This window comes from Pseudomonas sp. B19125, from assembly GCF_044218855.1.
GTDB lineage: Bacteria > Pseudomonadota > Gammaproteobacteria > Pseudomonadales > Pseudomonadaceae > Aquipseudomonas > Aquipseudomonas edaphica.
This window is the reverse complement of record NZ_CP162589.1, coordinates 5,755,672-5,780,125: the sequence shown is the minus strand read 5'-3', so window position 1 is coordinate 5,780,125 and position 24,454 is coordinate 5,755,672. Positions and strand designations below refer to the sequence as shown.

The 24,454-nt window shown below is 53.4% G+C and carries 15 protein-coding genes and 3 pseudogenes; 9 read left to right on the top strand and 9 right to left on the bottom strand.

Features of this window, described 5'->3' with window-relative positions; genetic code table 11:
* Window positions 1-15: 15 nt before the first annotated feature.
* Together AB4P96_RS26425 and AB4P96_RS26420 are read right to left on the bottom strand one after the other, a co-directional pair.
* Window positions 16-957, bottom strand: a complete 942-nt coding sequence (locus AB4P96_RS26425; RefSeq protein WP_169986964.1) for a FecR domain-containing protein — start codon at window positions 955-957, stop codon at window positions 16-18.
* Window positions 954-1,442, bottom strand: a complete 489-nt coding sequence (locus AB4P96_RS26420; protein WP_099548693.1) for a sigma-70 family RNA polymerase sigma factor — start codon at window positions 1,440-1,442, stop codon at window positions 954-956. The genes AB4P96_RS26425 and AB4P96_RS26420 overlap by 4 nt, the downstream gene beginning before the upstream one ends.
* A gap of 171 nt (window positions 1,443-1,613) precedes the next feature.
* Here AB4P96_RS26420 and AB4P96_RS26415 point away from each other — a divergent pair, with 171 nt between their 5' ends.
* The 6 genes from AB4P96_RS26415 (at window position 1,614) to AB4P96_RS26390 (ending at window position 7,884) form a co-directional block, all read left to right on the top strand.
* Complete coding sequence (locus AB4P96_RS26415; RefSeq protein WP_026013535.1) at window positions 1,614-1,916, top strand: DUF3649 domain-containing protein; 303 nt, start codon at window positions 1,614-1,616, stop codon at window positions 1,914-1,916.
* A complete protein-coding gene (locus AB4P96_RS26410; protein ID WP_395600290.1) occupies window positions 1,913-3,481 on the top strand; it encodes a PepSY-associated TM helix domain-containing protein in 1,569 nt (522 codons plus the stop codon). The genes AB4P96_RS26415 and AB4P96_RS26410 overlap by 4 nt, the downstream gene beginning before the upstream one ends.
* Window positions 3,482-3,808 (top strand): DUF3325 domain-containing protein, encoded by a 327-nt coding sequence (locus tag AB4P96_RS26405; RefSeq protein WP_017135159.1) that lies wholly within the window; start codon window positions 3,482-3,484, stop codon window positions 3,806-3,808. It abuts the gene before it with no gap.
* Window positions 3,809-3,815: 7 nt separating this feature from the next.
* Window positions 3,816-4,394 (top strand): RNA polymerase sigma factor, encoded by a 579-nt coding sequence (locus AB4P96_RS26400; protein WP_017135158.1) that lies wholly within the window; start codon window positions 3,816-3,818, stop codon window positions 4,392-4,394.
* Window positions 4,391-5,368, top strand: a complete 978-nt coding sequence (locus AB4P96_RS26395) for a FecR family protein (protein ID WP_017135157.1) — start codon at window positions 4,391-4,393, stop codon at window positions 5,366-5,368. Before AB4P96_RS26400 ends, AB4P96_RS26395 begins: the two co-directional genes overlap by 4 nt.
* 275 nt (window positions 5,369-5,643) lie before the next feature.
* The gene (locus tag AB4P96_RS26390) at window positions 5,644-7,884 is read left to right on the top strand and encodes a TonB-dependent receptor (protein WP_395600289.1); all 2,241 of its coding nucleotides are present in this window, start codon (window positions 5,644-5,646) and stop codon (window positions 7,882-7,884) included.
* A gap of 195 nt (window positions 7,885-8,079) precedes the next feature.
* On the opposite strand, the gene AB4P96_RS26385 is transcribed toward AB4P96_RS26390, so the two are convergent.
* Together AB4P96_RS26385 and yejK are read right to left on the bottom strand one after the other, a co-directional pair.
* Window positions 8,080-8,430: a glutaredoxin family protein gene (locus tag AB4P96_RS26385; RefSeq protein ID WP_177032811.1), complete on the bottom strand. Its 351-nt coding sequence runs from the start codon at window positions 8,428-8,430 to the stop codon at window positions 8,080-8,082.
* Window positions 8,430-9,434, bottom strand: a complete 1,005-nt coding sequence (yejK, locus tag AB4P96_RS26380; RefSeq protein WP_003171997.1) for a nucleoid-associated protein YejK — start codon at window positions 9,432-9,434, stop codon at window positions 8,430-8,432. The genes AB4P96_RS26385 and yejK overlap by 1 nt, the downstream gene beginning before the upstream one ends.
* 396 nt (window positions 9,435-9,830) lie before the next feature.
* Between yejK and AB4P96_RS26375 the strand changes: the two genes are divergently transcribed.
* The gene (locus tag AB4P96_RS26375; protein ID WP_003188840.1) at window positions 9,831-10,112 is read left to right on the top strand and encodes an HU family DNA-binding protein; all 282 of its coding nucleotides are present in this window, start codon (window positions 9,831-9,833) and stop codon (window positions 10,110-10,112) included.
* An 81-nt stretch (window positions 10,113-10,193) separates the two neighbouring features.
* On the opposite strand, the gene rlmF is transcribed toward AB4P96_RS26375, so the two are convergent.
* A complete protein-coding gene (gene rlmF / locus AB4P96_RS26370) occupies window positions 10,194-11,213 on the bottom strand; it encodes a 23S rRNA (adenine(1618)-N(6))-methyltransferase RlmF (RefSeq protein ID WP_069551850.1) in 1,020 nt (339 codons plus the stop codon).
* Window positions 11,214-11,453: 240 nt separating this feature from the next.
* Here rlmF and AB4P96_RS26365 point away from each other — a divergent pair, with 240 nt between their 5' ends.
* Window positions 11,454-11,879 carry a hypothetical protein gene (locus tag AB4P96_RS26365; RefSeq protein ID WP_395600288.1) on the top strand — a complete coding sequence of 142 codons (426 nt, stop codon included), beginning with the start codon at window positions 11,454-11,456 and terminating at the stop codon, window positions 11,877-11,879.
* A gap of 112 nt (window positions 11,880-11,991) precedes the next feature.
* On the opposite strand, the pseudogene AB4P96_RS26360 reads toward AB4P96_RS26365, so the two are convergent.
* Window positions 11,992-12,140: pseudogene (locus tag AB4P96_RS26360) on the bottom strand (hypothetical protein); the annotation flags it as partial.
* Between AB4P96_RS26360 and AB4P96_RS26355 the strand changes: the two are divergent.
* Window positions 12,131-12,394 (top strand): annotated as a pseudogene (locus AB4P96_RS26355) (transposase); the annotation flags it as partial. The pseudogenes AB4P96_RS26360 and AB4P96_RS26355 overlap by 10 nt on opposite strands.
* A 261-nt stretch (window positions 12,395-12,655) precedes the next feature.
* Here the strand turns inward: AB4P96_RS26355 and AB4P96_RS26350 are convergent.
* The 3 genes and pseudogenes from AB4P96_RS26350 to AB4P96_RS26340 all read right to left on the bottom strand — a co-directional run bounded on the left by AB4P96_RS26350 (window position 12,656) and on the right by AB4P96_RS26340 (window position 23,914).
* Entirely contained in the window at window positions 12,656-17,812 is a 5,157-nt protein-coding gene (locus AB4P96_RS26350) for an RHS repeat domain-containing protein (protein WP_395600287.1), read from the bottom strand.
* A gap of 215 nt (window positions 17,813-18,027) precedes the next feature.
* Window positions 18,028-18,432: pseudogene (locus tag AB4P96_RS26345) on the bottom strand (valine--tRNA ligase); the annotation flags it as partial.
* 268 nt (window positions 18,433-18,700) lie between these two features.
* Window positions 18,701-23,914 carry an RHS repeat-associated core domain-containing protein gene (locus tag AB4P96_RS26340; RefSeq protein WP_395600286.1) on the bottom strand — a complete coding sequence of 1,738 codons (5,214 nt, stop codon included), beginning with the start codon at window positions 23,912-23,914 and terminating at the stop codon, window positions 18,701-18,703.
* Between the last annotated feature and the right edge of the window lie 540 nt (window positions 23,915-24,454).

The window sequence follows — 24,454 nt, the reverse complement described above, 5'->3', positions numbered from 1 at the left end:
CTTGAAAATAATTTTTCAGGCGCGGGCCTGAACGGTTACCCAGTAGCGCGTAAAGCGCCGCACCTTGACCGGCAGGCTGACTTCCAGCAGGTCGAGAATGCGTTCGCTGTCGGCCAATGGATAACTGCCGGACAACAGCAGGTTGGCCACTTGCGGGTCGCAGTTGAGCTGGCCCCGGCGATAACGGCCAAGCTCTGCGAGGAAATCGTCCAGGCGCATATGCGCCGCCACCAGCATGCCGTCGGCCCAGGCGCCGCTGTTGGCGTCGTTCGGGCGCGGCGTGTCCCAGCCTTTGCGGGTGAAATTGACCTGGCGCGCGGCCTCGACGGTCAACGGCAAACCGCTGTAGCTGTTGGGCATCACGTCGACATGGCCGTCAAACACCGCCAGTTGAGTATGGTCGTTGAACTGGCGCACATTCAGCCGGGCCGCCTGGCTGCTGAGCAAACCCTGGCCGGTGAGTACGCGCAGCGGCGTATCACCTGCGCGCGCCGTCAGCAATATCTCGCCTTCGAGCACGCGGATCAGGCGCTGCTGCCGATCAAAATGCACATCCACCGCACTGCCGGTATTGAGCTGCAACTGGCTGCCATCGGCCAATTGCACCTTGCGACGTTCCCCAATGGGGCTGCGGTAGTCGGCGCTCAGCGGCGGCAAAATATGCTGTTGGCGCAAGCCCCATGCGGCGGCTGAACCCGCGCCGAGAATCAGCAACAGCTTCAGGGCCTGGCGTCGGCTACTCGATTGCGGCGCGTTCAGCGCTGCGTGAGCGAGAGGCGAGGGCATGCCACGCAGGCGCTGGTTGACGCGTTGGATATGGTCCCATGCGCGCTGATGTTCACTGTGGGCATTCAGCCAGTGCTGCCACGCCGCTTGCTGGCGCGGGTTAAGCGTACCTTGCTGCATTTTCATCAGCCAGTGCACAGCCTGTTCCGCAACCTGGGTAGAAAAGTTCATAGGGCGAAGTAGCAGCGCATCGCTGCTTTATTCAGATGGCGTTTGACCGTGGCAATGGAGATGCCCAGTTCGGCGCCGATTTGCGCGTAGGTCAGGCCGTCGAGCTGGGCCAGCAGAAAGGCGCGCTTGACCTGCACGGGCAGGCCGTCGAGCAGTTGGTCCAGCTCCACCAGCGTTTGCAGGATGATGGCGCGGTCTTCTTCCGAGGGCGCCACGTGTTCGGGCATCTGCGCGAGGGCATCGAGGTAGGCGCGCTCCAGGTCCTGGCGGCGGTAGAAGTTGAACAGCACACGTTTGGCCACGGTGGTGAGGAAGGCGCGTGGCTCGATCAGCGTGGGGGCTTCGCGGGCCGTGAGCACGCGGATGAAGGTGTCTTGCGCCAGGTCCGCCGCGCTTTGCGGGCAGCCGAGTTTGCGTCGCAACCAGCCGGTAAGCCAGAGGTGATGGTCGTGGTACAGGACTTCGACGGTGTTGGACGGCTGCAACGCGTTCACTCCGAAAGTATCTATGCACTTTAGAGAACAAGAATTGTTCGCATTGTAAGGGGCGTGATACGCGTTCGGCAATCCATGCGGGCAGGTGATTCATCCGTTCTCTTTTGCTTATGAGAATATTTATCATTAATATTGCGCGCTGATGAATCTGGCGTCTCCCCGATGAAAAGCAAACCCTCACTGGCCGTCTCTTACCGCCTCGCCGTCACCTCGCGTGCATTGGCCGCTGTGGTCGGCGGCTATCTGATGGCGTCGCTGGCGGCCGTGTGTATGGCGCTGTGGATGCCCACCTCGCGCGCCGACGCGGTGATCACCGGGATGATGAGTTCGTTTGTGTTCTATCTGCTGGCCGTCATCTGGTGCTTCGCCTGCCGCACAGCCTCGCGCGCCTGGTTTGGCGTGATGCTGCCGAGCGCGTTATTTGCCACCCTGGCGGGCGTGGGTTTTTGGATGGCACGCACATGAAAGAGGGCTTTCGCCAGGCGATGGCCTGGTTGCACACCTGGGCCGGCCTGATCTTCGGCTGGCTGCTGTTTGCGATTTTTCTGACCGGCACCCTGGCCTATTTCAAAGACGAAATTACCCACTGGATGCAGCCCGAAGTGCAGGCCCATCCGCTGGATGAAGCGCGCAGCCTCGCCGCCGCGCAAACCTATCTGCAGCAACAGGCGCCCAACGCCGCGCGCTGGTTTATCACCCTGCCCAACAGCCGTGACCCTGGCCTGTCGGTGATGTGGCAAGACAAGATCGACCCCGGCAAACGCGGCAACTTCATCCAGAAAGTCCTTGACCCTGTCAGCGCTCAACCGGTCCAGGCTCGCGAAAGCATGGGCGGCGATTTCTTCTACCGCTTCCACTTCCAGCTGCAAATGCCTTACCCATGGGGCCGCTGGCTGTCGACGATCGCCGCGATGGTGATGTTCGTCGCTCTGATCACCGGGATCATCACCCACAAGAAAATCTTCAAGGACTTCTTCACCTTCCGCCCACGCAAGGGCCAGCGCTCCTGGCTCGACGGGCATAACGCGGTGGGTGTGCTGGTGCTGCCGTTTCACCTGATGATCACCTACAGCAGCCTGGTGATCTTCATGAACATGGTGATGCCTGCGCCGATCCTTGCCTCGTATGGCGACGACAACCGTGCGTTCTTTAATGAAGTGTTCCCCAATACCAACAATGCGCCGGCGCTCGGCCAGCCGGGCAAGTTGCTGCCATTACTGCCGATGTACGAGCAGGCGCGCACGCAATGGGCCGGTGGGCATGTGGGCCGTTTGGTGGTTAACAACCCTGGCGATGTGAACGCGTCGGTCAATGTGGTGCGCGCCGGTTCCGACCGTGTGGTGCATGACTTTGGCAGCAGCGTGTCATTCAGCGGCACCACCGGCGAGTTGCTGCGGGTCAGTGGCGAACAATCGCTGCCGGCGGCGATTGGCGGCAGTTTCTATGGCCTGCACATGGGCCATTTCGCCGGCCCGGTGCTGCGCTGGCTGTACTTTATCTGTGGCCTGGCGGGCACGGCGATGATCGGCACCGGCCTGGTGATCTGGCTGGGCAAGCGCCAGCTCAGGCACGCTAAAACCGGGGCGATGCCGTTTGAGCTGCGGCTGGTGGAGGTGCTCAACATCGCCAGCATGTCTGGCTTGATGATCGCCATCGCGGCGTTTTTCTGGGCCAACCGCCTGTTGCCGGTCAGCTTCGCCGAGCGTTCCGATTGGGAAATACAAACCTTCTTTATCGCCTGGGGCCTGAGCCTGTTGCACGCCCTGTTGCGGCGCGGTCGTCAAGGTTGGGTCGAGCAACTGAGCTTCGCTGCGCTGCTGTTTGTGGCGATCCCTCTGCTCAACGCACTGACCACCTCACAGCACTTGGGTACGTCATTGGCCAAGGGTGACTGGGCCATGGCCGGCTTCGACCTGACCTGCCTGGCCAGCGGCCTGTTCCTCACCTGGGCGGCGTGGAAGATGCAACACCGCACGCAACCCAAGGCCGAACGTGTGCGGGCAATGACGCTCAAGCAGGAGGCGCACTGAATGCTGCTCGCCCTGTTGATGTGCTACGCCGGGTTTACCGCGTTGTGCCTGGCCACCGACCGCCATCACGGCGAGTTGCTGCACAGCAAGCCGTCGCCCGCGCGGCGCTCAAGCCTGCGCATGGCCGGTTGGTTGTTGCTGGGCGTGTCGATCTGGCCCGCCGTCGCCGCTTCAGGTTGGGCTCAAGGGTTGGTGGAGTGGTGCGCGGTGTTGATGCTCAGCGCGCTGCTGCTGGTGTTGCTGTTGCCGTATCGGCCAAGGCTGGTCCTGATCCTGGCGGGCGCCGGCCTGCTGGTCAGCCCTGTGGCGGCCTTCGCCTTATGCTGAGGCAGTGATGATGATCAGCACGCCACCTGAATCCCAGGACAGCCCGCACACCGATGCGGCCGGTGGACGTGCGCATTTTTTGCAGGTGTTTTTGTCACAGCGTTCGCAAATGGAAGCCTTGGTCAGTCGCCGGGTGGGGTGCCGCGCCACGGCGGCTGATTTGGTACAGGATTTATTCCTGCGCTTCTGGCGCCGCCCGTTGGTGCAGGTCGAAGAACTCAGCACTTACTTGCTGCGCTGCGCCGGCAACATTGCCATCGACCATTTGCGCAGCGAAGGCGCCCGCGTACGCAGCAGCGAAGGCTGGCTGCCGGAGCAACAGGACAATCAGGGCTGCGAACCCCAGGCGGCACTCGAAGCGGGCAATGATCTGCGCCATGTCGAAGCCGCCTTGCGCAGCCTGCCGGAGCGCACGCGGCAGATTTTTTTGCTCAACCGTATTCATGGCCGCAAGTACGCCGAAATCGCCAAGGCCATGGGCTTGTCCCAAAGCGCAGTGGAAAAACATATGATGCGTGCCCTTGAAGCCTGCAAGGCCAGCCTTCGCGAACCATCGCCCCCACGCACGCCAGGGAAAGCACCGTGAACGTCACCCCCACGCCCGCCCAGGAGCAGGCCGCACTCGACTGGCTGAGCCTGTTACACGACCAGCCCAGCAGTGGCGACCAGGCCACCTTCAGCCGTTGGTTGCGGGCCGATCCTGCCCACGTCGAGGCCTATTCCCAGGCTCAGGTGCTGTGGGAGCTGAGCGAAGTACCGGCGCGCACACTGGCGGGCGAAGACGCCCTGGCCTTGCAGGGTTACCTCAACGCGATGAACACCTCGAAACGTTCGCGCGGCGTTCGCTGGTCCGGCGCCTTGGCCATGGCCGCGTGCCTGCTGGTGATGGTGTCGATGGGCGCCGGGTGGCAGCCGTCGCGTTGGGTTGATGACTTCGGCGCCGATTACGTGACCGCACCGGGGGAAGTGAAGACCGTGACCCTGGCCGACCAGTCCCAAGTGACCCTGGATGCCGACAGCGCCATCGCCGTGGATTTCAGCCACGGTGAGCGGCATATCCAGCTGCGTCGCGGTGCCGGTTTTTTTAGCGTGACCCACACCGGCCAGTCCTTTGTGGTCGAGGCCGGCAGCGGTGAAGCGCGGGTGTTGGGCACACAGTTCGAAGTGCGCCTGCAACCGGCGGGCGCGCAAGTGACGGTGTTGTCCGGTCGGGTTGGCGTGACGCCATCCTGGCAAGGCCAACAGCAAATTCTGACCGCAGGCCAGCAAGTGGCTTACGCCGACGGTGTGGCCGAAGCGATGCACGCGGTCGACAGTGAATCCCGCCTGGCCTGGCGTGACGGTTGGCTCAATTACTACAAAGCGCCGTTGGCTGACGTGGTCAAGGACCTGAGCCGTTACTATCCGGGGCGCATTCTGTTGCTGAACGACGAGATGGGCGCCAAGCGTGTCAGTGGCAGCTTTCCGAGCAAGGACCCTGTGGCGGTTTTAAATGCCCTGCAGGCGGTGCTGGGTTTTGAACAGCACACACTATTAGGCCGAATGATTGTGTTGCGTTAGACACGAACGGTTTGCTGGCCACCTTCTTTTACAACTGTTTCCCTCGCGATCATTTCCTGCCGGCAGTTACCGGCCAAGTATCACGCTGCCTGTAGATCCTTCACTTAACCTTCATCGCAATTGCCAAAACCTGTCACCAAACCGTTACACGTGCCAAGGATGATCCTCGGATTCCTGAGCAGATGGTCAGGAAGGCTGGCGTCGCCGTTCACCCGGTTCTGACAGCCAGTACCGCCCTCCATAACAACAGATAGATGCACGTAAGGGATCTACTTGTGAAGATCAACACACTCTCTGCCCTGCTGTTTGCATCGGGCCTAGGTAGCTTTGCGCCATTGGTTTTGGCAGACACCACGCAGGACGTTGGTTCGGTAGACATCGCGGGTAAACAGACCCTGGGCAACGGCCATATGATCCGCGAAGAAAGTGCCAAGGCGCGGTCGACGGTGACCAAGGAAGCCATGGACCAGATGTCGTCGACTGCCAACGCCATCGATAAGCTCAAATACACGCCGGGCATCAACGTTTCCAGTGATGACGCCAGTGGCACCAGCGGCACCAACTTCACCATGCGCGGCATGAACTCCGACCAGATCGGGGTTTCCGTCGACGGTGTGCCAGTCAACGACTCAGGCAACTACAGCGTGTTTTCAAGCCAGTTGGGCGACCCCGAAAACCTCGCGGAAGTATTCGCAACCCAGGGATCTTCGGAAGCAGACGGCCCGCACATCGGTTCCAGTGGCGGCAACATCGGCATGATCACGATTCGGCCGACCAAAGAGGCCGGATTGTTCGCCAAGCAGATCGTCGGCGCCAACGACTTGCGCAAGACGTTCGTGCGGGTCAATACCGGCGATTTCGGCGGCCTCAAGACCTGGGTCTCGGCGTCGCACCTGGAAGGCGACAAGTGGCGTGGCAAAGGCACCCTGCGCAGCGACAAGGTCGAGTGGAGCAGCCTGTTTGAAGATGGCAGCGGCAACTCCACACTGGCCACGATCAAGTACAACAACCAGGAAAACTACAACTACAACTCCTTGAGCAAGTCGCAGTTCGACACGGATGGGCGGCGCAAGGACTACTCGGAAACCCCGGTGTACAAATCCGGTTTACTGTCGTCTTCCTACAAGCTCAATCGCAACCCTTTCGAAAGCGTGAATGCCACGCTCACCCAGCGCTGGCAGTTGCAGGACAACCTGGCGCTGACGGTCACGCCCTATTACTACTGGGCCAACGGTGGCAGTTTCAGCGGCCAGACCGCATCGAACCTGGGGCCGAAGTCCGACAAGGCTGGCAACTACGACCTGAGCAACCTCAAATCGCTCAACTACTACCGCCCTTCGTGGACCGAAACCTGGCGCCCAGGCGTTACCGCCAAAATGAAATGGGACATCAACGAAGAGCACAGCCTGGACTACGGCTACTGGTATGAGCGCGCACGCCAGCGCCAGAGCCAGCCGTTTATCGGCATCAACGGCGAAGGCGCACCCGATGACGTGTGGGGCGACTACAACGGCGGCGGCCAAGTAGTCGACAAGAACGGCGCGACGGTACAAGGCCGTCATTACTACACCGTCACGCCGGCGCAGAAGCTCTGGGTGCAGGACAGCTGGCAAGCCACGCCAGACCTGAGTTTTGTCGGCGGCGTGGCCTATCAGTACGTCGAGCGGGACGGCAACAACCTGGGTAGCCTCTACGACAAGCCGGAAAAACGTAACACCCGTTACCACCAGTTCCTGCCGAATTTCAGCGCCAAGTACCAGATCGACGAGAGCAACCAGGCGTTCTACAACGTCACCCGCAACATGCGCACACCGCCGAACTACGTGCTGTACAACAAAGGCGATTCGGTAAGCCTCAAGCCTGAGTTGAGCTGGAACCAGGAGCTGGGCTGGCGCTTCACCGAAGACGATGTGGCGCTGAGCGCGACGCTGTTCTACATCAGCTTCAAGGACCGCCAGTTGTCGACCACCGACCTCAACGGCGACTACGCCGTAATCAACGTCGGCAAGGTCGACAACAAAGGCCTGGAGCTGGAGTGGAGCGGGCTGTTGCCGCATCACTTCAACTACTACGCGTCCTACACCTACACCCAGTCTGAACAGAAAGACAATCTGCTCAGCAAGAACGTGTTGTTGCCCACCGCCGGCAAGCAGCTGGCCAACGTGCCGGAAAACATGTTCAACCTGGTGTTTGGCTACGACGACTCGCGCTTCTACGGCAACGTTGCCGGCAAATACGTCGGCAGTTTCTACGGCGATTTGACCAACGACGAAAAAATCTCCGGGCGTACCGTGGTCGACCTCAACGCGGGTATCTATTTGCCGGTGGACAAGAAAGTCATCAAATCCGCGACCCTGCGGCTGTCGATGCTTAACGTCTTCGACAAGGAATACCTGAGCTCGGCGCGTACCGTGTCGTTTAACTCGGCGCCGGTAAACGGCCTGGCGCCGAGTACGGCGTATTACAACGTCGGTGAAGAGCGCACGGCGATGGTGTCGCTGGAAGCTAACTTCTAAAGACGCTGCAGAACTGAATGTGGGAGCTCGCTTATGTGGGAGCTGGCTTTTTGTGGGAGCTGGCTTGCCTGCGATGCAGGTAACTCGGTCTGTCAGTTACTGCGCGCTGATGCTATCGCAGGCAAGCCAGCTCCCACAAAAGCCAGCTCTCCTACAAACCAGCTCCCACACAAGCGAGATGCTGCAACGGTGGGGTTACTTCAGGGCAGCCATGATCGCATCCGGGTTGTAATCGCGAATGAGCGTGCCATTGACCTCCACAAACGGAATCCCGCCGCCGCCCAGCGCCTCATACGCCTTGCGCGCCTGGGCATCCTTCTCGATATCGAGCGCCTGGTACGGCACACCTTTCTGATCCAGAAAGCGCCGGATCTGCTTGCAGTAGCCGCACCACTCGGTGGAGTAGAGCACCACGCGCGCCGAGGCGCGTACCTGCTCCGAAACCACCTGCGAGGGGTTGAACAGCCGCTCGATCTTGCCCCAGTGCTGAATCACCACCACCACCAGCAACACCAACAGGACTTTCTTGAGTACCCCGCCCAGCATCAGTTACGGCGCTTGAGCTGGTCGGTCAGTTGGGTCGGCAGGCCCTTGATGATCAAGGTGCCGGCGGCTTCGTCGTATTCGATCTTGTCACCCAGCAGGTGCGCCTCAAAGCTGATGGACAAGCCTTCGGCGCGGCCGGTGAAGCGGCGGAACTGGTTGAGCGTGCGCTTGTCGGCCGGAATTTCCGGCGACAGGCCGTAGTCCTTGTTGCGGATATGGTCGTAGAACGCTTTTGGCCGATCTTCATCGATCAAGCCCGACAGCTCTTCCAGGCCCATCGGCTCGCCGAGCTTGGCCTGGCTGCTCGCGTAGTCCACCAGGGTTTTGGTCTTTTCGCGGGCGGATTCGTCCGGCAGGTCTTCGCTTTCAACAAAGTCGCTGAAGGCCTTGAGCAGGGTGCGGGTCTCGCCCGGGCCGTCGACGCCCTCCTGGCAGCCGATAAAGTCGCGGAAGTACTCCGAAACCTTCTTGCCGTTCTTGCCTTTGATAAACGAAATGTACTGTTTGGACTGCTTGTTGTTCTGCCACTCGGAGACGTTGATGCGCGCCGCCAGGTGCAGTTGGCCAAGGTCCAGGTGCCGCGACGGGGTCACGTCCAGCTCATCGGTCACTGCCACGCCTTCGCTGTGGTGCAGCAGGGCGATGGCCAGGTAATCGGTCATGCCCTGTTGATAGTGGGCAAACAGCACGTGGCCGCCGGTGGAGAGGTTGGATTCCTCCATCAGCTTTTGCAGGTGCTCAACCGCCGTGCGGCTGAAGGTGGTGAAATCCTGGCCACCGTCGAAATACTCCTTCAACCAGCCGCTGAACGGGTGCGCGCCGGATTCGGCATGGAAGAAACCCCAGGCCTTGCCTTGTTTGGCGTTGTAGCTCTCGTTGAGGTCGGCCAGCATGTTCTCGATGGCGGCCGATTCGGACAACTCAGAATCGCGGGCATGCAGAACTGCAGGTGTGCCGTCGGGTTTTTTGTCGATCAAGTGAACAATGCAATGACGGATCGGCATAGGCTTCTCGGCTGGTTGAAGGGGAGCGGTGGGCCTCCCCCAAAAGTCGCCCAGTGTACCGCACCCATTGGCTAAGACGCGCCTGGAAGGCGGTTTTGGACGACTTCCGACGGCCCATATGCCTTTTTTTCACGGTTTAGAGCGATAAAGCTGACCAAATGGGTATGTTGAGGCGGATATTTCCCCGTCTCTGTGCTAGTTTTGCCCCGTCTTACGCCAAGTCTCGGCGTTAAGCGTGCATTCAGCATCTGTCAGGTCGAACCAATCCCCGTTTCAAGCATCTATAACCCCGATCTCCGTGGTTATGGCCGGGGGTGCCAGGCCATGACGGTCGGGCTCGACGGCTGACACTGCACTCTGCAATCCATATGAATTTGATAGGGAAGGAACACCACAATGGCTATTACTAAAGACCAACTGATCGCTGACCTGGCTGAAGCAGTAGACGCACCGAAAACCACCGTGCGCGCTCTGCTGGACCAACTGAGCCAAGTTGTTGCTGATCAGCTGGAAAACGGCGGCGAAATCACTCTGCCAGGCGTTGGCAAACTGAAAGTGACCGAGCGTCCAGCCCGTACTGGCCGTAACCCTTCGACTGGCGCTGCCATCGAAATCGCTGCCAAGAAAGTTATCAAGCTGGTTGTGGCCAAAGGCCTGACCGACGCTGTTAACAAGTAAGACGCAGCAAAAAAAACCGTGCCTCGGAGCGATCCGGGCACGGTTTTTTGTTGCCTGCGATTTGTGCTGGGCTTTCTTGGGTTAGTCGCGCACCCAGCGCTGGCGCCAGATCTGCTGCTCATTCTTGGTCTGGAAGGTCCAGGCCACAAAACGGCTTTGCTTCTGGCCCTGGGACATCTCCACCACCTGGCTTTCCAGCACGCCGGCTTTTTTCAGGGCTGTCTCGATCGCGGGCAAGTTCGACGCTTTTGACACCAGCGTGCTGAACCACAGCACCTTGTGGGCAAAATGCGCGCTCTCGGCGATCAGCTGCGTCACAAAACGCGCTTCGCCGCCTTCACACCACAGCTCCGCCGATTGACCGCCGAAGTTCAGCACCGGCAGCTTGCGCTTGGGGTCGGCCTTGCCCAGGGCGCGCCATTTGCGCTCGCTGCCCTTGGTGGCTTCGTCCATGGACGCGTGGAAGGGCGGGTTGCACATGGTCAGGTCAAAGCGCTCACCCGGCTCCAGCAAGCCCAGCAGGATCTGCTTGGGGTTGGGTTGCTGGCGCAACTGGATGACCTTGCTCAGGTCATTGGACTGCACGATGGCCTTGGCGGCGGCCACAGCGATTGGGTCGACCTCGGAGCCGAGGAAATTCCAGCGGTACTCCATATAGCCGATCAGCGGGTAGACGCAGTTGGCGCCCATGCCGATGTCCAGCACCTTGACGATAGAGCCGCGCGGAATCTTGCCGTCGTTGACGCTGGCCAGCAGGTCGGCGAGGAAGTGCACGTAGTCGGCACGCCCCGGCACTGGCGGGCAGAGGTAATCCTGCGGGATATCCCAATGCTGGATGCCATAGAACGATTTAAGCAGTGCCCGGTTAAACACCCGCACCGCGTCCGGGCTGGCGAAGTCGATGCTCTCTTTGCCATACGGGTTAATGATCACGAATTTCGCCAGTTCCGGCGTGGTCTTGATCAGCGCCGGGAAGTCGTAACGGCCTGTGTGGCGGTTGCGCGGGTGCAAGGTAGCCTCTTTGCGCGGCGCGACGGGCTTGGCCGGGGCTGCGGTTTTAGGCTTCTTGCGCGGTGGTTTGGGTGTGCTGGGGGCGGTCATGTTGATTCTGGTGTTGGCTCAAAGTGGTGGGCATTGTCACACATTCCTGACTGAAAACAGGAATATCTATCTTTTGGGGGAGTAACCTGGATGTGCGTGTAATCGTAATTATAACGTGACGACTTATTCTTTAATGATTAGTTGACCTGTTACTTCTGACAGTAGATTGATGGTTTTTCAGTGTGTTAGTTTTTTATTGAAATATCAGGTTGGCCTCAATCTACTTAAGGTGATAACACAATGAATAAGCACTTTTCTGTAATTTTAGTTGGATCGATGTTGCTGGCGATGAATGCGTGGGCGGCTGAGGAGTCTCCTTCGGCGAATACGATGAATGGTAAAGCCGCCGGGACTATTATTGTAGAGTCAGCAGGCGCGTCTGCGTTTCGGGTCAGTGATGGCGACTTTGCCGATCCACTCACTATTGGAGTGGCTGGGTCTTCACTCAGAGAAGGTAAAAGCCTCTATATTGAAAATAATGGTTCAAAGGCGACTAATATTAACGTCCAGAATACGACCCTTGCTTCTCCGCTGAATCTTCCAGCGGGATCAAATGTCCAGTTTACTGTTACTTCGGGCAAATGGGTTTCTAAGGAGGTCAGGCCGAATGGGAAAGTGGGCGATCCGGGTACGGGCCAGGTAAATGTTCCGCCTGTATCGCAATAAGCCCGCCCTCAACCTGCTGCTCGCTCGTGGCAAGTTGATAGTTGCCATATTGATCAAAAAGCGCCCATAAAAAAGAGACCTGAGAAGGTCTCTTTTTTACATGGTTTCCAGCTTACAGACTGGAGATCCACACATGTGCTCGGCCAGCTTACCCAACGCCCGCTCAGCCTCGGCCAACTTGGCGGGTTCCTTCTCGATCACTTCAGCCGGCGCATTGTCCAAAAACGCCGAGTTGGACAGCTTGCCGTCCACTTGCTGCACGGCCAAGCTCGTACAAAGAGCATGGCAAAGACATAGTAATCGGCAGTGTGCTACGCGGGTTTGAGTATGCGAAAGCGCAAGTCAGAGCCAAGGTTGAGCATCCGTTTCGGGTGATCAAGCGCCAGTTTGGCTATACGAAAGTGCGCTTTCGTGGTCTGACGAAAAGCAGTGCTCAGCAGACGACGTTGTTCGCCTTGTCGAACTTGTGGATGGTGCGAAAACGATTGTTGAATACTGGAGAGGTGCGCCTGTAATGCGGGCTAATCGCCCTGAAACAGCGCGACTTAGAGGAAAATCATGAATTAAGAAGTGGAAAGGTCTAATGATTCGACCGAATCAGCGCTTTTTGAACCTCACGCAAAGAGCGGATCAAAAAACGGTGGGTACTTCAGACCTTCCTTAGGGGGTGCACTTTCAACTTGGTGGCGGCGTGTATCAGGCCGATGCCGGCTCCCGAGTGCATCGGGAGCGCGGTGTTAGCGAGGTCTCCATCGTGAGTAGGAGATGTTGCTTGGTTAAACTCGATTAGCCAATGAGGCGTCCATGTCCAGTACGAACATGCGCCATTTTGAGTGTCTTATTCTTTTGATTTCTGCGACGCCAACGAAATCCCGAATAGGACCCCGGCAAAACGAGCCATATATTTTTTTGTAGTTCTGCGCTTGAAGTGACGTGATCAATTCGCTGAGCGGTATCTGACCCTTTGGGCGAATAATATCGATACTATGGGCCGCTGCTAATTGTTTCATTACTTTGTCCAGGTCTTGCGGCGTTTTGAGAATATCGTTGGTTACCATGTATTTAGGCTTGAACTCGGTCAAGATATAGTCGGGTGCTAATTTGGGGTTAAGTGAATTGTGTGCTTTGCTTATATAGTTTCCATTCAGCCTTCCCGAAAGATGCTGTAGCAATCGGCTATCATCTGTCGCAATTGACGCGCCTTTAGGTGCGAAAAAATGAAGGTCCACTCCTGATGGAAGAGCGAATCGGAACTTCTCGGCACGCGACGCTCCGTGGCTGTAAATATACGCTTTAGTAGCGTTCGGACCTCCGCTGTAAAGCTCATATGAAGCGGGTCCATTGTGAAAACCAAGACTCCGTGTCTTAACGGTCAGCGTTTCAACGCCCATCTGGCCTTTGGCTATGCTGCTGTGTTGATACGCGAGACTGGTTTCCCTGGCTGCCCCCTTTGCCCCTGCTCTTGCAGCGCGCAAAGCTAGCCCGGCGCCTGCGCCTGCTTCGAGCAGACCGGTCCCGAGTGCAGCCCAACCTAATGCTTCTGAGAGGTCAGGGTCACTTTCTCGTAGTGCCGCAGAGGCGATACCAAAGCCCGCGGACACAGTAGCTAAACCTACCGCTGCTACCGTCCACCCTATTGAAGCACCGCCGGTAAAGGGTGCCAGTGCGATACCGATTACGCCGATCCCCACAGCGGCTACAACCGGGTTTTCGATCACTGGCGCGTGGGTAATGACAGAGTATTGGTTCAAGACCTCCGCGAACCCAGAGGGGTCACTTTTATTGACCGGGTCGTTGCTGCAATACCGATATCGATTTGATCCACCTGCACCAAACGGACTGATAGGGTCAGGAGCGTCAAAGCTTTGTTTCGCGGGATTGTAGACTCTCGCTCCGTTCCCCAGAGGATAATTACCGGTAACGCTGTCCATGGGGTGGCCGTTAAACCCAACCCACGAGCGCTGATCGATGGTATGAGGGCGATAGCCGTATGGCGTGTAAACAAAGTATGAAATTGAATTGGTAGACAGGTCGTAACTGGCAATCACCGAGCCTTTGATGTCTTTTATCTCGAAACTGCGGCTTGTTGTTGGCATGTTGCTGTCTTGGTTGATACTCTGCTGCAGCAATAAGCAGGAAGTGCTCTGGTTCATCAAAATAGAAGTGCGGTAGCTAAAAACTCCATTGCTGCTAAATACACCTTTCCGAGCGTATTGGAAGTCATCTTTATAATAGTACTGGTCGTAGTGGCCCGTACCTGAGCACCCAGCGAGTCGGCCAATGTTGTCGTAATGGTAGTCGAAACGTTGTTGTGCGTCACTGTGAACGGTTAATTGACCCTGGATATTGTAAGTGAGTGGGAAGCCGTCTTTATTTATAACATAACCAAGGCTGTCATATTTATAAGAATGGGTTTGTTGAGTCGTACCTCTCTGAAGTGTAGTGGATTGAGGTTGGCAGGGGTCTGCAGCCCCAAATGTGTATTTATCGATAAACGTACTGCCATTGCTTGTCACGGTACATTGAATCAGGTTGCCGGCCATGTCGTATATAAAATCCTGTCGGTCAATCACATAGCGGTCAGGCGTGGAGGGTTTATGGGGGCCGCTGCACAGATAGGTTTCGAGTTGCCCTCTGAAATCGTAACGGTACTCTTCCTTGCGCAACAGTGATGCACCTTGCAGTATTTCCATTTCAGCGATTAAAGAGGTGGTATACGTTGTTTTTAATGTAAGGGGTGGAAAACCTGTGGCATTGAATTGACGTTGAATTTCTTGACCGGATGCGTTGTAAGTGTACGCAGTCGTCATGGTCTTACCATGGGTTAGATCATTCAATGTTTCGGATTCCAGTCTACCTAGCGGGCCATATATAAAGTCTACGGTCAGCGTTGCGCTGGCGCTGTTCAGTAGACGGCCTTGGGTGTCGTAAGTGTATTGAGTGCTGTTACCGAACGCATCAGTTGATCGTAGTAAGAGGCCTTGAATGGAGTATTCGTATCTTGCTTGAGAGGTAGTTGAATCACTACCTCGGTGAATGCCTCCGGTAATGGTTTCAGTAAGGGTACGGGTTTGCGCGTCCCAAGCATTGCTCAGCTTAATGCGAGTAGATGAGGTGTTCGTTGCGCTGGGTTGAGTATCTGCTTTGCCCCAATTCCCGCTGCCGATATAGGCATAGTTCACTTTAGTGCCGCCGAGTACGGTAGCCGTCACGCGGCTCAGGCCATCTACTGTCTGGGTGCCCAGTGAAACTGTTTGGCCGCTGGATTCCAGCTTGGCAGCTGTCGCTACGGGTGCTTGGATATGGGCAGGAAAGTCATTAATCGTTGTGATACCGGCGGTTTCCGCACGGCTTACGCGACCAAAAGCGTCGTAATTACGGTGAGTCGCATATGCCTCGCTTGAAGTCTCGGTGGTCAGACGACCTAGGGCGTTGTAGCGATACGTCTGTGAGCTCACGAACTTACCATTGGCATGAAGATACGACTCGTGGCGTTGTTCTCCACCGGGTTCGTCGAATACCTGTATGGTGCGCCCGCCCGTTTCACTGCCTTGTGCTACCCAGGTTGAGGTCTTGCGGTTGACCGGGTCGTACGAAAAATTCTCGGTCTCACCACTCGCGGCCCACTTGATTTCTGAGAGCTGCCCCCAGCGGTCATAGCTGAAGTTACGTGTTTGCGGGGGCAATTGCGTTTTATTGGCGGTGTAGTCGAATTGTGTCGTGGACGCCTCTCGACCTTGGGCGTCGTAAGTTATTTCGTATAACTTCAGCCATGAACCATCAGTGTGTAGCCACTCGTTTCGGATGGGGCGGCCCAACGTATCAAATACGTCTCTGCTTTGTTCTCCGAACGGGCTGGTACGCGTTACTTGAGTTTCGGTGCCAGCGTCTACGTAGGTGAAAGTGGTCGTGCCTTTGAGCTCGGGCTCGCCGGCATATACGGTTTGTTGGATTATACGGCGCTGCGCGTCGTATTCATAAAGGGTCGTATTGTCTTGGGCATCAATGTGGGCCTGAAGCAAGCCGGTGAGCGTTTGAATGACTTGAGTTCCGGTGACTGCAGGTGCAGTGCCCGCGGTCACATAAGTGGTTGTAGTGAGTTGATTGTTGGAAAGCCCGTAGCCGATCGCAGTACTGACTACAGAGCCCGGAACGACCTTGCCGGCGGCGTCAAGGATAGATTGTGTGCTGTTCAATAACCGCCCATGGTGAGGTGAATTAATGTCAGTATCATAAGTATTCTCTTCAAGCACCATGTTGCCGTTCGCCCATGATGAGAGCCTGCCATTGGCATCCCCAACCGGGTTATAGATTGTCAATTTTTTCGAAGGTTTGAGGGTTGGACCTTTTACCAGGGCGTCTTTGACCGGCAGCCCATCGTAACTGTAGAAGGTCCACTGCAAGTCAGTCCGTTGGCCGTTGTTCAGGGTATAGACCTTTTCGGATTCGACGTGAACCTTGAAGTAATTTGGGTCGCCAGGGCAACGAATGGCCACCGGGAGGTTGAAGGTCTGTTGACCGTTACTGGTGACGTAAGGCGAAATAACCTTTTGGCGCAGCTCACGTGTACCCCAGGTCAACCCGGCTTTACCGAACAGCTGGTATCCCCAGCCGATAGGGTTTGCGTAATCACCTATGGCCGCAATAACACTCAAAGGCGTTGTGGGAGTGTTAACTCTTTCTGTTTTGACGAGTATGTCTTCTTCCAACATTCCCCGATAATAAGTCCACTCCGTTGTTACGCCGTTTTCTGTCTTTGAAATGATGTTGCCTAAGGTGTCCATTGTGATAACGACGACTTCCGTGCGAGCGGTCAGGTCGGGGTTGGTGTAGGTCGTGCTAGTGGTGCTTTCAATACGGTCTGGGAGGGGGTCATTAGCGGCACCCGTGAGGACAGTCCCTCCGTTTTTCACGGTTCTACTTAACTCAACGGTTTTCAATAATAAGCCATCTACCCAAGTTGTTTCTTTTGTCGGTAGGCGGTTGGTCGAAAACTGATATTCAGTTTTTTTATTGCCTATCTCCGTTACTGAGGTGATTTGGTTGCCTTTTGAGGTGGTGTAAATATATTGATTGTTTTGTATGATGGTCGCGTTGTTGTCGGTAATAAGGTGGTTGGAAACTTTGCCGTTCTGATAACTAATTGCCTCCGTGAGTCCGCTGCTGTGTTTTATTTTGCTGATAGAGCCGGTGTACTCGAACGCTGTCGTGTCTATCTGGTTGCTCTGCCGTACTGTACTCAACAAGCCCTCGGTAAATTGAAAATCCATCGTGTAATTGTCGTTGGTTCCTGGCCATACATCGAAAGTGACCTGCATTATGCTGCCGAGCATGGTGTAACCAACGGTCAATAGGGTTCCTGACTCGTCGGATACTGACTGTAGGCGTGGGAGCCACAGGCTTATGAGTGAGTTGGTTTCTTTAATCAAATCCCATTGGAGGTAAATTTTATGCCCAGAGGGTGAACTTATTGTAGTTGGAAGATAATAGCCTTCCTCTATTTGCAGGTTGGATGAGGGGGCTCGGAATTTGGTAAGACGTTCTTGTTTTCCACTTTTATGTGTGAATTTAAGTTGCTCGCTATCCCGGCTGATAACGACGTGGGGTAAGGCAATATCGCTTTTTCCGTCCCATGTCCAACTGGCTCCGTTCTCTAAGTAAATTTTGCCGAAATTGTTGTCCCGAATTTCTTGTAGACGGTCTTTGTAAAAATAAGCATGGTTAAATCGGATACTACAATTTTCGAGGTAGTAAGTGCCGCGGCCCGACGTGTGGTAAACCTTCAGATCCAAAGTCGGGCCCAACCCATTATTTCCAACTAATTCAGCTATCGGGATAAATGTGCAAAATGCGCCCGAAAAGGGGTCGACCCCATGAATATTCGGGCTACCTTCGTCAACGACACGTTGTTTAACAGCTGTCGAATTAGCCATCTGGAAACTCCTTAAAAAGTAGGCTGCCTCCGTGCTTCAAAATGATGCACGGCAGAGAGCTTTGTTTCAGAGTAATGCCGCTTTCCAGTGGGTTGATACTGTCAATGTTGACAGTTTTTTATAACTTTTCGCGCTTAAGTGTCTCCATAGTTAGACCAGTTAATTTTGCGCAAAAAAAGAGACCCGAAGGTCTCTCTTTTTATTCCAGCATTGACTTACAAGCTGGCAATCCGACTGCGTTGCTCCGCCAACTTGCCCTGAGCCTGTTCAGCTTCAGCCAACTTGGCGCGCTCCTTATCGATCACCTCCGCCGGCGCCTTGTCGACGAACGCCGCGTTGGACAGCTTGCCGCCCACTCGCTGCACTTCGCCTTGCAGACGCGCAATTTCCTTATCAATACGCGCGGGTTCCGTGCTCTTATCGATTAAACCGGCCGTTGGCACCAGCACTTTCATCTCGCAGGCAGTCAACGAGGTGATCGACTCCAGTTTCACCAGTTTCTTGATTTACGCCCCATTCTCGGTTGACCTGTGCTGTTCCTCGCGACTCGTGTTCTTCACTGGCACTGCCAGTGGCTTACTAAGGCCGACGTTAATCTTGACGCGAACTTCGTGGTTCCCCTCATCAGGCTCTTGAGCTAGTCGATATCGCTTTTAGGGCGCTTTTCGATACACGCTTCGTAGTGCCCCGGCGAAGAATGGCATTGTCAAATATCGAGAATTTAAACTGCGCGACATATGGAATGGCGAAATCGATGCTCCCTCACAGCGGTAAGTGTTGAGATTTAATCGTTGCGCCAGTTTGTGTACGGTTTCGATAAGCCAATTCAACTATTAACTGCCTTGGTAGCCGTCACGAGATTTTTAATCGTTTATCTTCTTGTAAGTTTTAAAAAATCCCCAAAGTTCTTCGAATGATTTGTTCGAATTCGGATGTGTTGTAAGGCATATTACCTCGGCAGAAGTTTCCTACGATTCGATCATAACTGAATCCTTGACGAGTGAGTTCGTTAAGCAGATCGCTGAGAAGCACTGTGCTAGTGGGGCGTAGTAAGTCCGCCTCCAGTTGTTGCGCTAGACTAGATAGTATGGCCTGGGGTGTTAGAGTAGAACTTGCGGGGATTGAGCCGACGTGCAAGTGCTCCGCTATAGTGAATTCATCCAATATGTAGTTGGGTATGTTTGATGCACCTGGTGCATGTCGGAAAGCAGTACGGCCTAATACACGCTCCTGCCAGTTGGTACCAACATCGGCGGCTTTGACACCTAGTGCAGAGCGAAATTGAAACTCAGCAGTCTGAGGGGGAAGCAGGTGTTGAGCCTGCATTGCAGTGCCGTGAGCATCGATATACAAAATCCTACTATTTACCCCACCACTGTAAAGTTCGAATGTGGAGCTGACAGCCATTCCGCCCTGTACCGAATCTACTGTTCCCCCTAGTATCTGGCCAGCAGGCACGTTTCCTCTGCGAGTTATTGCTCGTCGTACGATACGTTGTGACAGCGGCACACTGTTTTCTACATATCTTGTGCCCGCAGTCAGCGCTGTTCTTGATCCTAGTTTGGCCCCCAAGCCCGAGACGCCAGCACTGACGAATCCCGTCCCTAACGAGAGCGTATCGAAAGCATCTGCTAGCATAGGGTCGCTTTTTTGTAATGCCGCCGATGCAATTCCAAACCCCGCCGACGCTACAGCAAGGCCTGTAGCCGCAACAGCCCAACCGACCGATGCGCCGCCGGTAAATGGTGCCAGTACGATACCGACTATCCCGACCAACGCCGCTTGGACGACAGGGTCCTCTATTGCGGGGGCGTGGGTAATTACAGTGTATTGATTAACAATTTCGGCATGCCCACTTGGGTCTGTATAGTTCACCGGGTCGTTGTGGCAATAGCTGCGATTGTTCACACCCCCCTCACCAAATGGACTGTATTTGTCGTCTGGCGACTGAAAACGTTCATGGAAAGGGTCGTAGACCCTAACACCATTACCCAAGTGATAACAGCCACTGACTCTGTCAATGGGTTGACCATTGAAGCCAATCCAAGAATTGTTTTCCCAAAGGAGTGGGCGATAACCGAACGGTGTGTAGTCAAAAAAGGTGATGCTTTGGCGCTGCAGGTCGTAGCTAGCAATTACTGTGCCTTTTAAGTCTTTGATTTCGAAACTTGAGTTGGTAGTGGGAGGCGCATCATCGATGCTTTGTACGTCTATTTTTAATAAGCAGCTGGCGCTAGAATTAAGCACAGTGGAAGTGCAGTTAATCTGTTTTTCATTTATCTTAAAGGTGCTTTCTCTAGCGTATTGTATATCTCCTTTGTAAAAGAAATTTTCAAAGTAATTTTTGCCTTGGCACCCGACCACCTGGCCAACATTGTTGTAAAAATAAGTGTATTCGTTTTCGGAGTTAGAAAGCTTCCCAAGTTGATTTGTGTCATTGTATGTTAGTTTTTCACCATTGTTATCGATGAGATAACCATTGTCATTATATGAAAATATGCAAGTGCTATTGCTCTTGTCGAGTCGAGTGCGAGAAGACTTGTTTAGACGTGTATGGTCGGTAGTGTCATAGGTAAAAGAGTTGATGAGTTTTTCTTTATTGTATGTATTTGTGCAGCTCGATAAGTTGCCGAGTGTGTCATACGTGTACGCTTGGGCCTCAAGTGTGACACCCTCTGGATTAACAGGTTTACGAGTGCCCTCGCAGGTGTAGGTAGATAATTTTTCTTGCGTATCATAAGTAAATTTTTCAAGGCGCAGGAGGTGAATATCTTGGTAAAGTCCCATTTTACTAATTTTATTTTTCTTGTCGTACTCCAGCGTGAGCGTTAGTTTGGCAAAGCCTTCGCATTCAAAGGTGCGTTGGATTTCGCGATTATGAATGTCATAAGTATATTTCGTGTACATCGTTTCACAGCCGCCAAGGTCGGTCAGAGTTTCTTCTGTTAATTGACCATTAATATTATAGCTGAGCTCCAACTTGCATAACGCGCTGGATGACCCCGTTAATCTCCCAGAGTCGTCATAGATGAATGCGGTGTTAGTACCCCATACGTCGGTTTCGCTCAGCAAAAGACCACGCATGGATCGAATGTAGCTAATACTGCGTGTAGTATTTTTGCCATCAGGTTTGGCATCCCCTATGGTTGTTTCGATAGTTTCATTTTTGATTGGATCATGGGTCACTGTCAGGATGCAGGGATGGGGTTGCTTAAAGTTACTGAGCTTAGAGTCAGACTTGCCCCAGTGAGTATTGCCCTTGTACGTAAATTGGGACTTGCGACCACCAATACTTGATTGGACCACGCGCCCTAATCTATCAACCTGGCGAGAACCCAAGGTGAAAGCAGCCTTTGTCAAATTGTCTTCTACTTGAGCCTGACTGGCAGTTGTCGCTGTTGTATGGTTAGCATATTTATTGATCATTATCTCATTGCCGACTGCAATACGTGTCGGCCGGCCAAAAGGGTCGTAGGCGAACGCCAGTTCGGGCCTGTCGGATGAAGACTCCTTAATGAGTCTTCTATTGGCGTCGTAGGTCCTACTCCGAGTGCGTAAACTCTGCCCGTTTGCAGAATGAAAGATTTCCTGTTGGGTCTCGCCATGCGGTAGCCCTGATTCGACGGTTGTTATTGAGCTGGATTGAGATCCCAAAGATTTCCAGTGTGTGTACTGTTCCCACACATTATTATGGCTGTAACCTTCTTTAGCACCGTCGGACCACGTGACTCCGGATGCCATTCCCCAGCCGTCATAATCAATGGTACGTGTCCGTGTAAAAAGCAATGTTCCATCAGGTCGATAGTCGTTTTCGGTAATGGAGTCAATACGCCCCATGCGCCCATAAGTCTTTTTAATTTGTGTTAATTCGGTGACCTTATTCTGCTTTCCTGTGGGGTGTATCCGCTCAGTTTTGATGTGACGATCCTGGCTGTCGAAAAACTCCCGAGTTTTTTCCCCCACAGTATTAGTTCTGTCAACGGTCGTTCCATCTGGATTTTTTTGATAATAGAAAGTTGTAGTGTTTTCTGTTGTGGTCCCTGGAGCACCATTCTTCTTTTGAATTAGACGGCCGCGTTTATCATACTGATAGCTTGAGGTGTTTCCATACGGGTCAGTAGATGAAATTAATTGACCTGTAAGTGCCAGTTGAGAATCTTTTTGCGTAGTGGTAAGAGTGCCTCCTATGTTTATTGTCGTAGTGGTGATGAGTTGCACACTATCGCCTGTAAATAGGCTATAGCAGAACGTTGTTGCCAAAACTGAAAGAGGGATAATCTGGCCGGACGCGTCAAGAATACTCTGGTCGCTTGATGATACCCGGCCATGTTCAGTCGATGTGGGGTCATTGATGTATTTAGTTTGTTCTAAGAGCATTTTGCTATCTTGCCAGGAATTTAGCTTGCCGTCCTTATCTGCTAGAGGATTGTGTATAGTCAACTTTAGTGAAGGTTTTACCGCCGGCCCTCTAACCATCTTACCTTTGACTGGTAAGGCACTGTAGCCGTAATAAGTGCAGCTTAAGTATGAGCGATTATTGTTGCTGTCTAATGTATAGGTTCTCTCGGACTCAAGATAAACGCGAAAATAATTGGGGTCGCCGGGGCAAGAAATTTTGACAGGAAGATTGAATTTTTCTTTCCCGTTGTCGGTAAGTACAGGAGATAGAGTTAGCGTGTGATGTTCTGCTGTTCCCCAAGTTAATCCTCTTTTTGCAAAAAGTAAAAATCCCCAACCTATAGGGCTGGAGTATTCAAATATCGCTGCAACAGTAGAAAAAAAACCTTTGCTCTGAATGTGTTTTGTTGTGACAAGATCTTCTTCTTTCGGCATGCCTTGATAGTATGTCCATTCGGTAGTTATTCCATTTTCTGTCTTGGAAATAATATTGCCTAGCGTGTCAAAGCGGATGACGCTGCGTTCGGTTCGAGTAAACGGTGAGGCATTTGAATACGTGGTAGTAGTAGTGACTTGCAAACCTACAGGAATGACGTCCTTTGATGCGCTCGTCTGGAGAGCCTTATCTATCACCTCTGCTCGTTCGACTTCAACAACTTTGACCAGCAAACCATTGAGAAAAGTGGCTTCTTTAATAGGGAGGCCATTGGAAGTGTAGTGGTGGTCTACTGTTTTTTTATCAAGATCTGTCACGGATGTTATCAGGGTCCCATTGTTGCTTTTGTAAGTATATGCATTGGACTGTACTAGGATTTTATTGCTATCTGTAATGATGTGTTTTGAAACTTTTCCTTCAGTATAAGTGATGTCTTCTGTCGCGGAAGAGTTGTAAGTTATTTTTTTTATTAATGCGCTTTTTTGGTACTTTGATGCTACGACGGTTTCATGTGAGTATTCGGTTGTGCTGTCTGTTTTACTGTTATATGTTTTCTTTAGGTGGACGGGCGTGTTAGGCGAAAGGCCGACTGTTTCCGTATCAGTCTCAAATGTGACGGTATAGCTTTCTAGGGTGTCTGGAAAGACGGTAAGAGTGGCTGTAAGTTTGTTTTCTTTCTGTGTGTATGTTGCGCTTAATAAGGTTTTTGATTCGTCGCTAATTGAACTGAGTCTAGGGAAAGCATTTTGAGGGCCGGTAGGTGTCTCCCATTTTATAATGAGTTCATTGCCTAGGGGGGAAATTATCCTTTCGGGCAAATAAATATTGAAGTCTATGCCCCCCATTAAGCGCGTGCTGAAACTTCCGTCTAGTATTTCAGTTTGGCCGTTTTTATACGCAATCGATAATTTTTTTTCTGATGCGTTGTTTTTAATAATTGCTGTGGGTAAGTAAATATTTGATTGGCCGTCCCATTTCCAAACTTCGGCATCGTTTAGAAAGATTTTTCCAGTTTTTTCTTCGTTGTGCGGCTCTTTCCTAGCATGGCTGAATCTGAAGCGCCAATCTCCAAAACCCGCATCGCAACCCTCACCATTCTGGTTGGGCAAATAATGGAGTTTTAGATCTAATACCGGGCCAAGGCCGTTATTTCCAACTAGTGTTGCGACGAAAATGCTTGAGCAAAAATATCCAGTTAGCGGGTCGATGCCATGGATGTCTGGCCGGGAGTAGATAGGGATTTGCCGACTATCGGTTTGAGTTGTCATTTAGGACAGGCTCCAGAAATTTACTCTTTGGGGGGGCGATATTCATCGCAAAGTAATTTCAGGTTACCGCGTGCCTTTTTGCATCGGATACTGTCAGGATTGACAGTTTTTTATATTTTTTTGGTTAGTTCTTTATTTCGAATCGTTTTCTGAGGTGGCGACAAACAGAAATGGGCCTGCCTATTGTGGTTATAAGCTGAACGCACGATGCATAGGCAAGTGAGAGCATGACGCCCGTTTCTTTATTAGTGATGGTTTTTTGGAAATGAGTCGTGAGGGAGGGTTTGCTTTGTTCGGCGAGTAGTGTGCGACAGGCGTTCATTGTTCGCTGTTACTGAAGAAAAAGCCTAGACATATGATTCGGATTATGCCAGTAGTAATGAGTGTTGCGCGGTACGCGACTTTTTATTATCTTCAGCATCTCTCAGCAAAGTGCCGGATAGGAAACCCTCGAATAACAGCAGGTGAAGATTTCTGCAGTTTCAGTCTCTAGAGTAAAATAAAGTCCGATACCACTAAGAGTATCGGACTTTCGTTTCT

Coding starts and splice junctions, on each gene's coding strand:
- AB4P96_RS26425 (WP_169986964.1), bottom strand. CDS start 957: ATGAACTTTTCTACCCAGGTTGCGGAACAGGCTGTGCACTGGCTGATG.
- AB4P96_RS26415 (WP_026013535.1), top strand. CDS start 1,614: ATGAAAAGCAAACCCTCACTGGCCGTCTCTTACCGCCTCGCCGTCACC.
- AB4P96_RS26410 (WP_395600290.1), top strand. CDS start 1,913: ATGAAAGAGGGCTTTCGCCAGGCGATGGCCTGGTTGCACACCTGGGCC.
- AB4P96_RS26405 (WP_017135159.1), top strand. CDS start 3,482: ATGCTGCTCGCCCTGTTGATGTGCTACGCCGGGTTTACCGCGTTGTGC.
- AB4P96_RS26400 (WP_017135158.1), top strand. CDS start 3,816: ATGATGATCAGCACGCCACCTGAATCCCAGGACAGCCCGCACACCGAT.
- AB4P96_RS26385 (WP_177032811.1), bottom strand. CDS start 8,430: ATGCTGGGCGGGGTACTCAAGAAAGTCCTGTTGGTGTTGCTGGTGGTG.
- yejK (WP_003171997.1), bottom strand. CDS start 9,434: ATGCCGATCCGTCATTGCATTGTTCACTTGATCGACAAAAAACCCGAC.
- AB4P96_RS26375 (WP_003188840.1), top strand. CDS start 9,831: ATGGCTATTACTAAAGACCAACTGATCGCTGACCTGGCTGAAGCAGTA.
- rlmF (WP_069551850.1), bottom strand. CDS start 11,213: ATGACCGCCCCCAGCACACCCAAACCACCGCGCAAGAAGCCTAAAACC.
- AB4P96_RS26365 (WP_395600288.1), top strand. CDS start 11,454: ATGAATAAGCACTTTTCTGTAATTTTAGTTGGATCGATGTTGCTGGCG.
- AB4P96_RS26350 (WP_395600287.1), bottom strand. CDS start 17,812: ATGGCTAATTCGACAGCTGTTAAACAACGTGTCGTTGACGAAGGTAGC.
- AB4P96_RS26340 (WP_395600286.1), bottom strand. CDS start 23,914: ATGACAACTCAAACCGATAGTCGGCAAATCCCTATCTACTCCCGGCCA.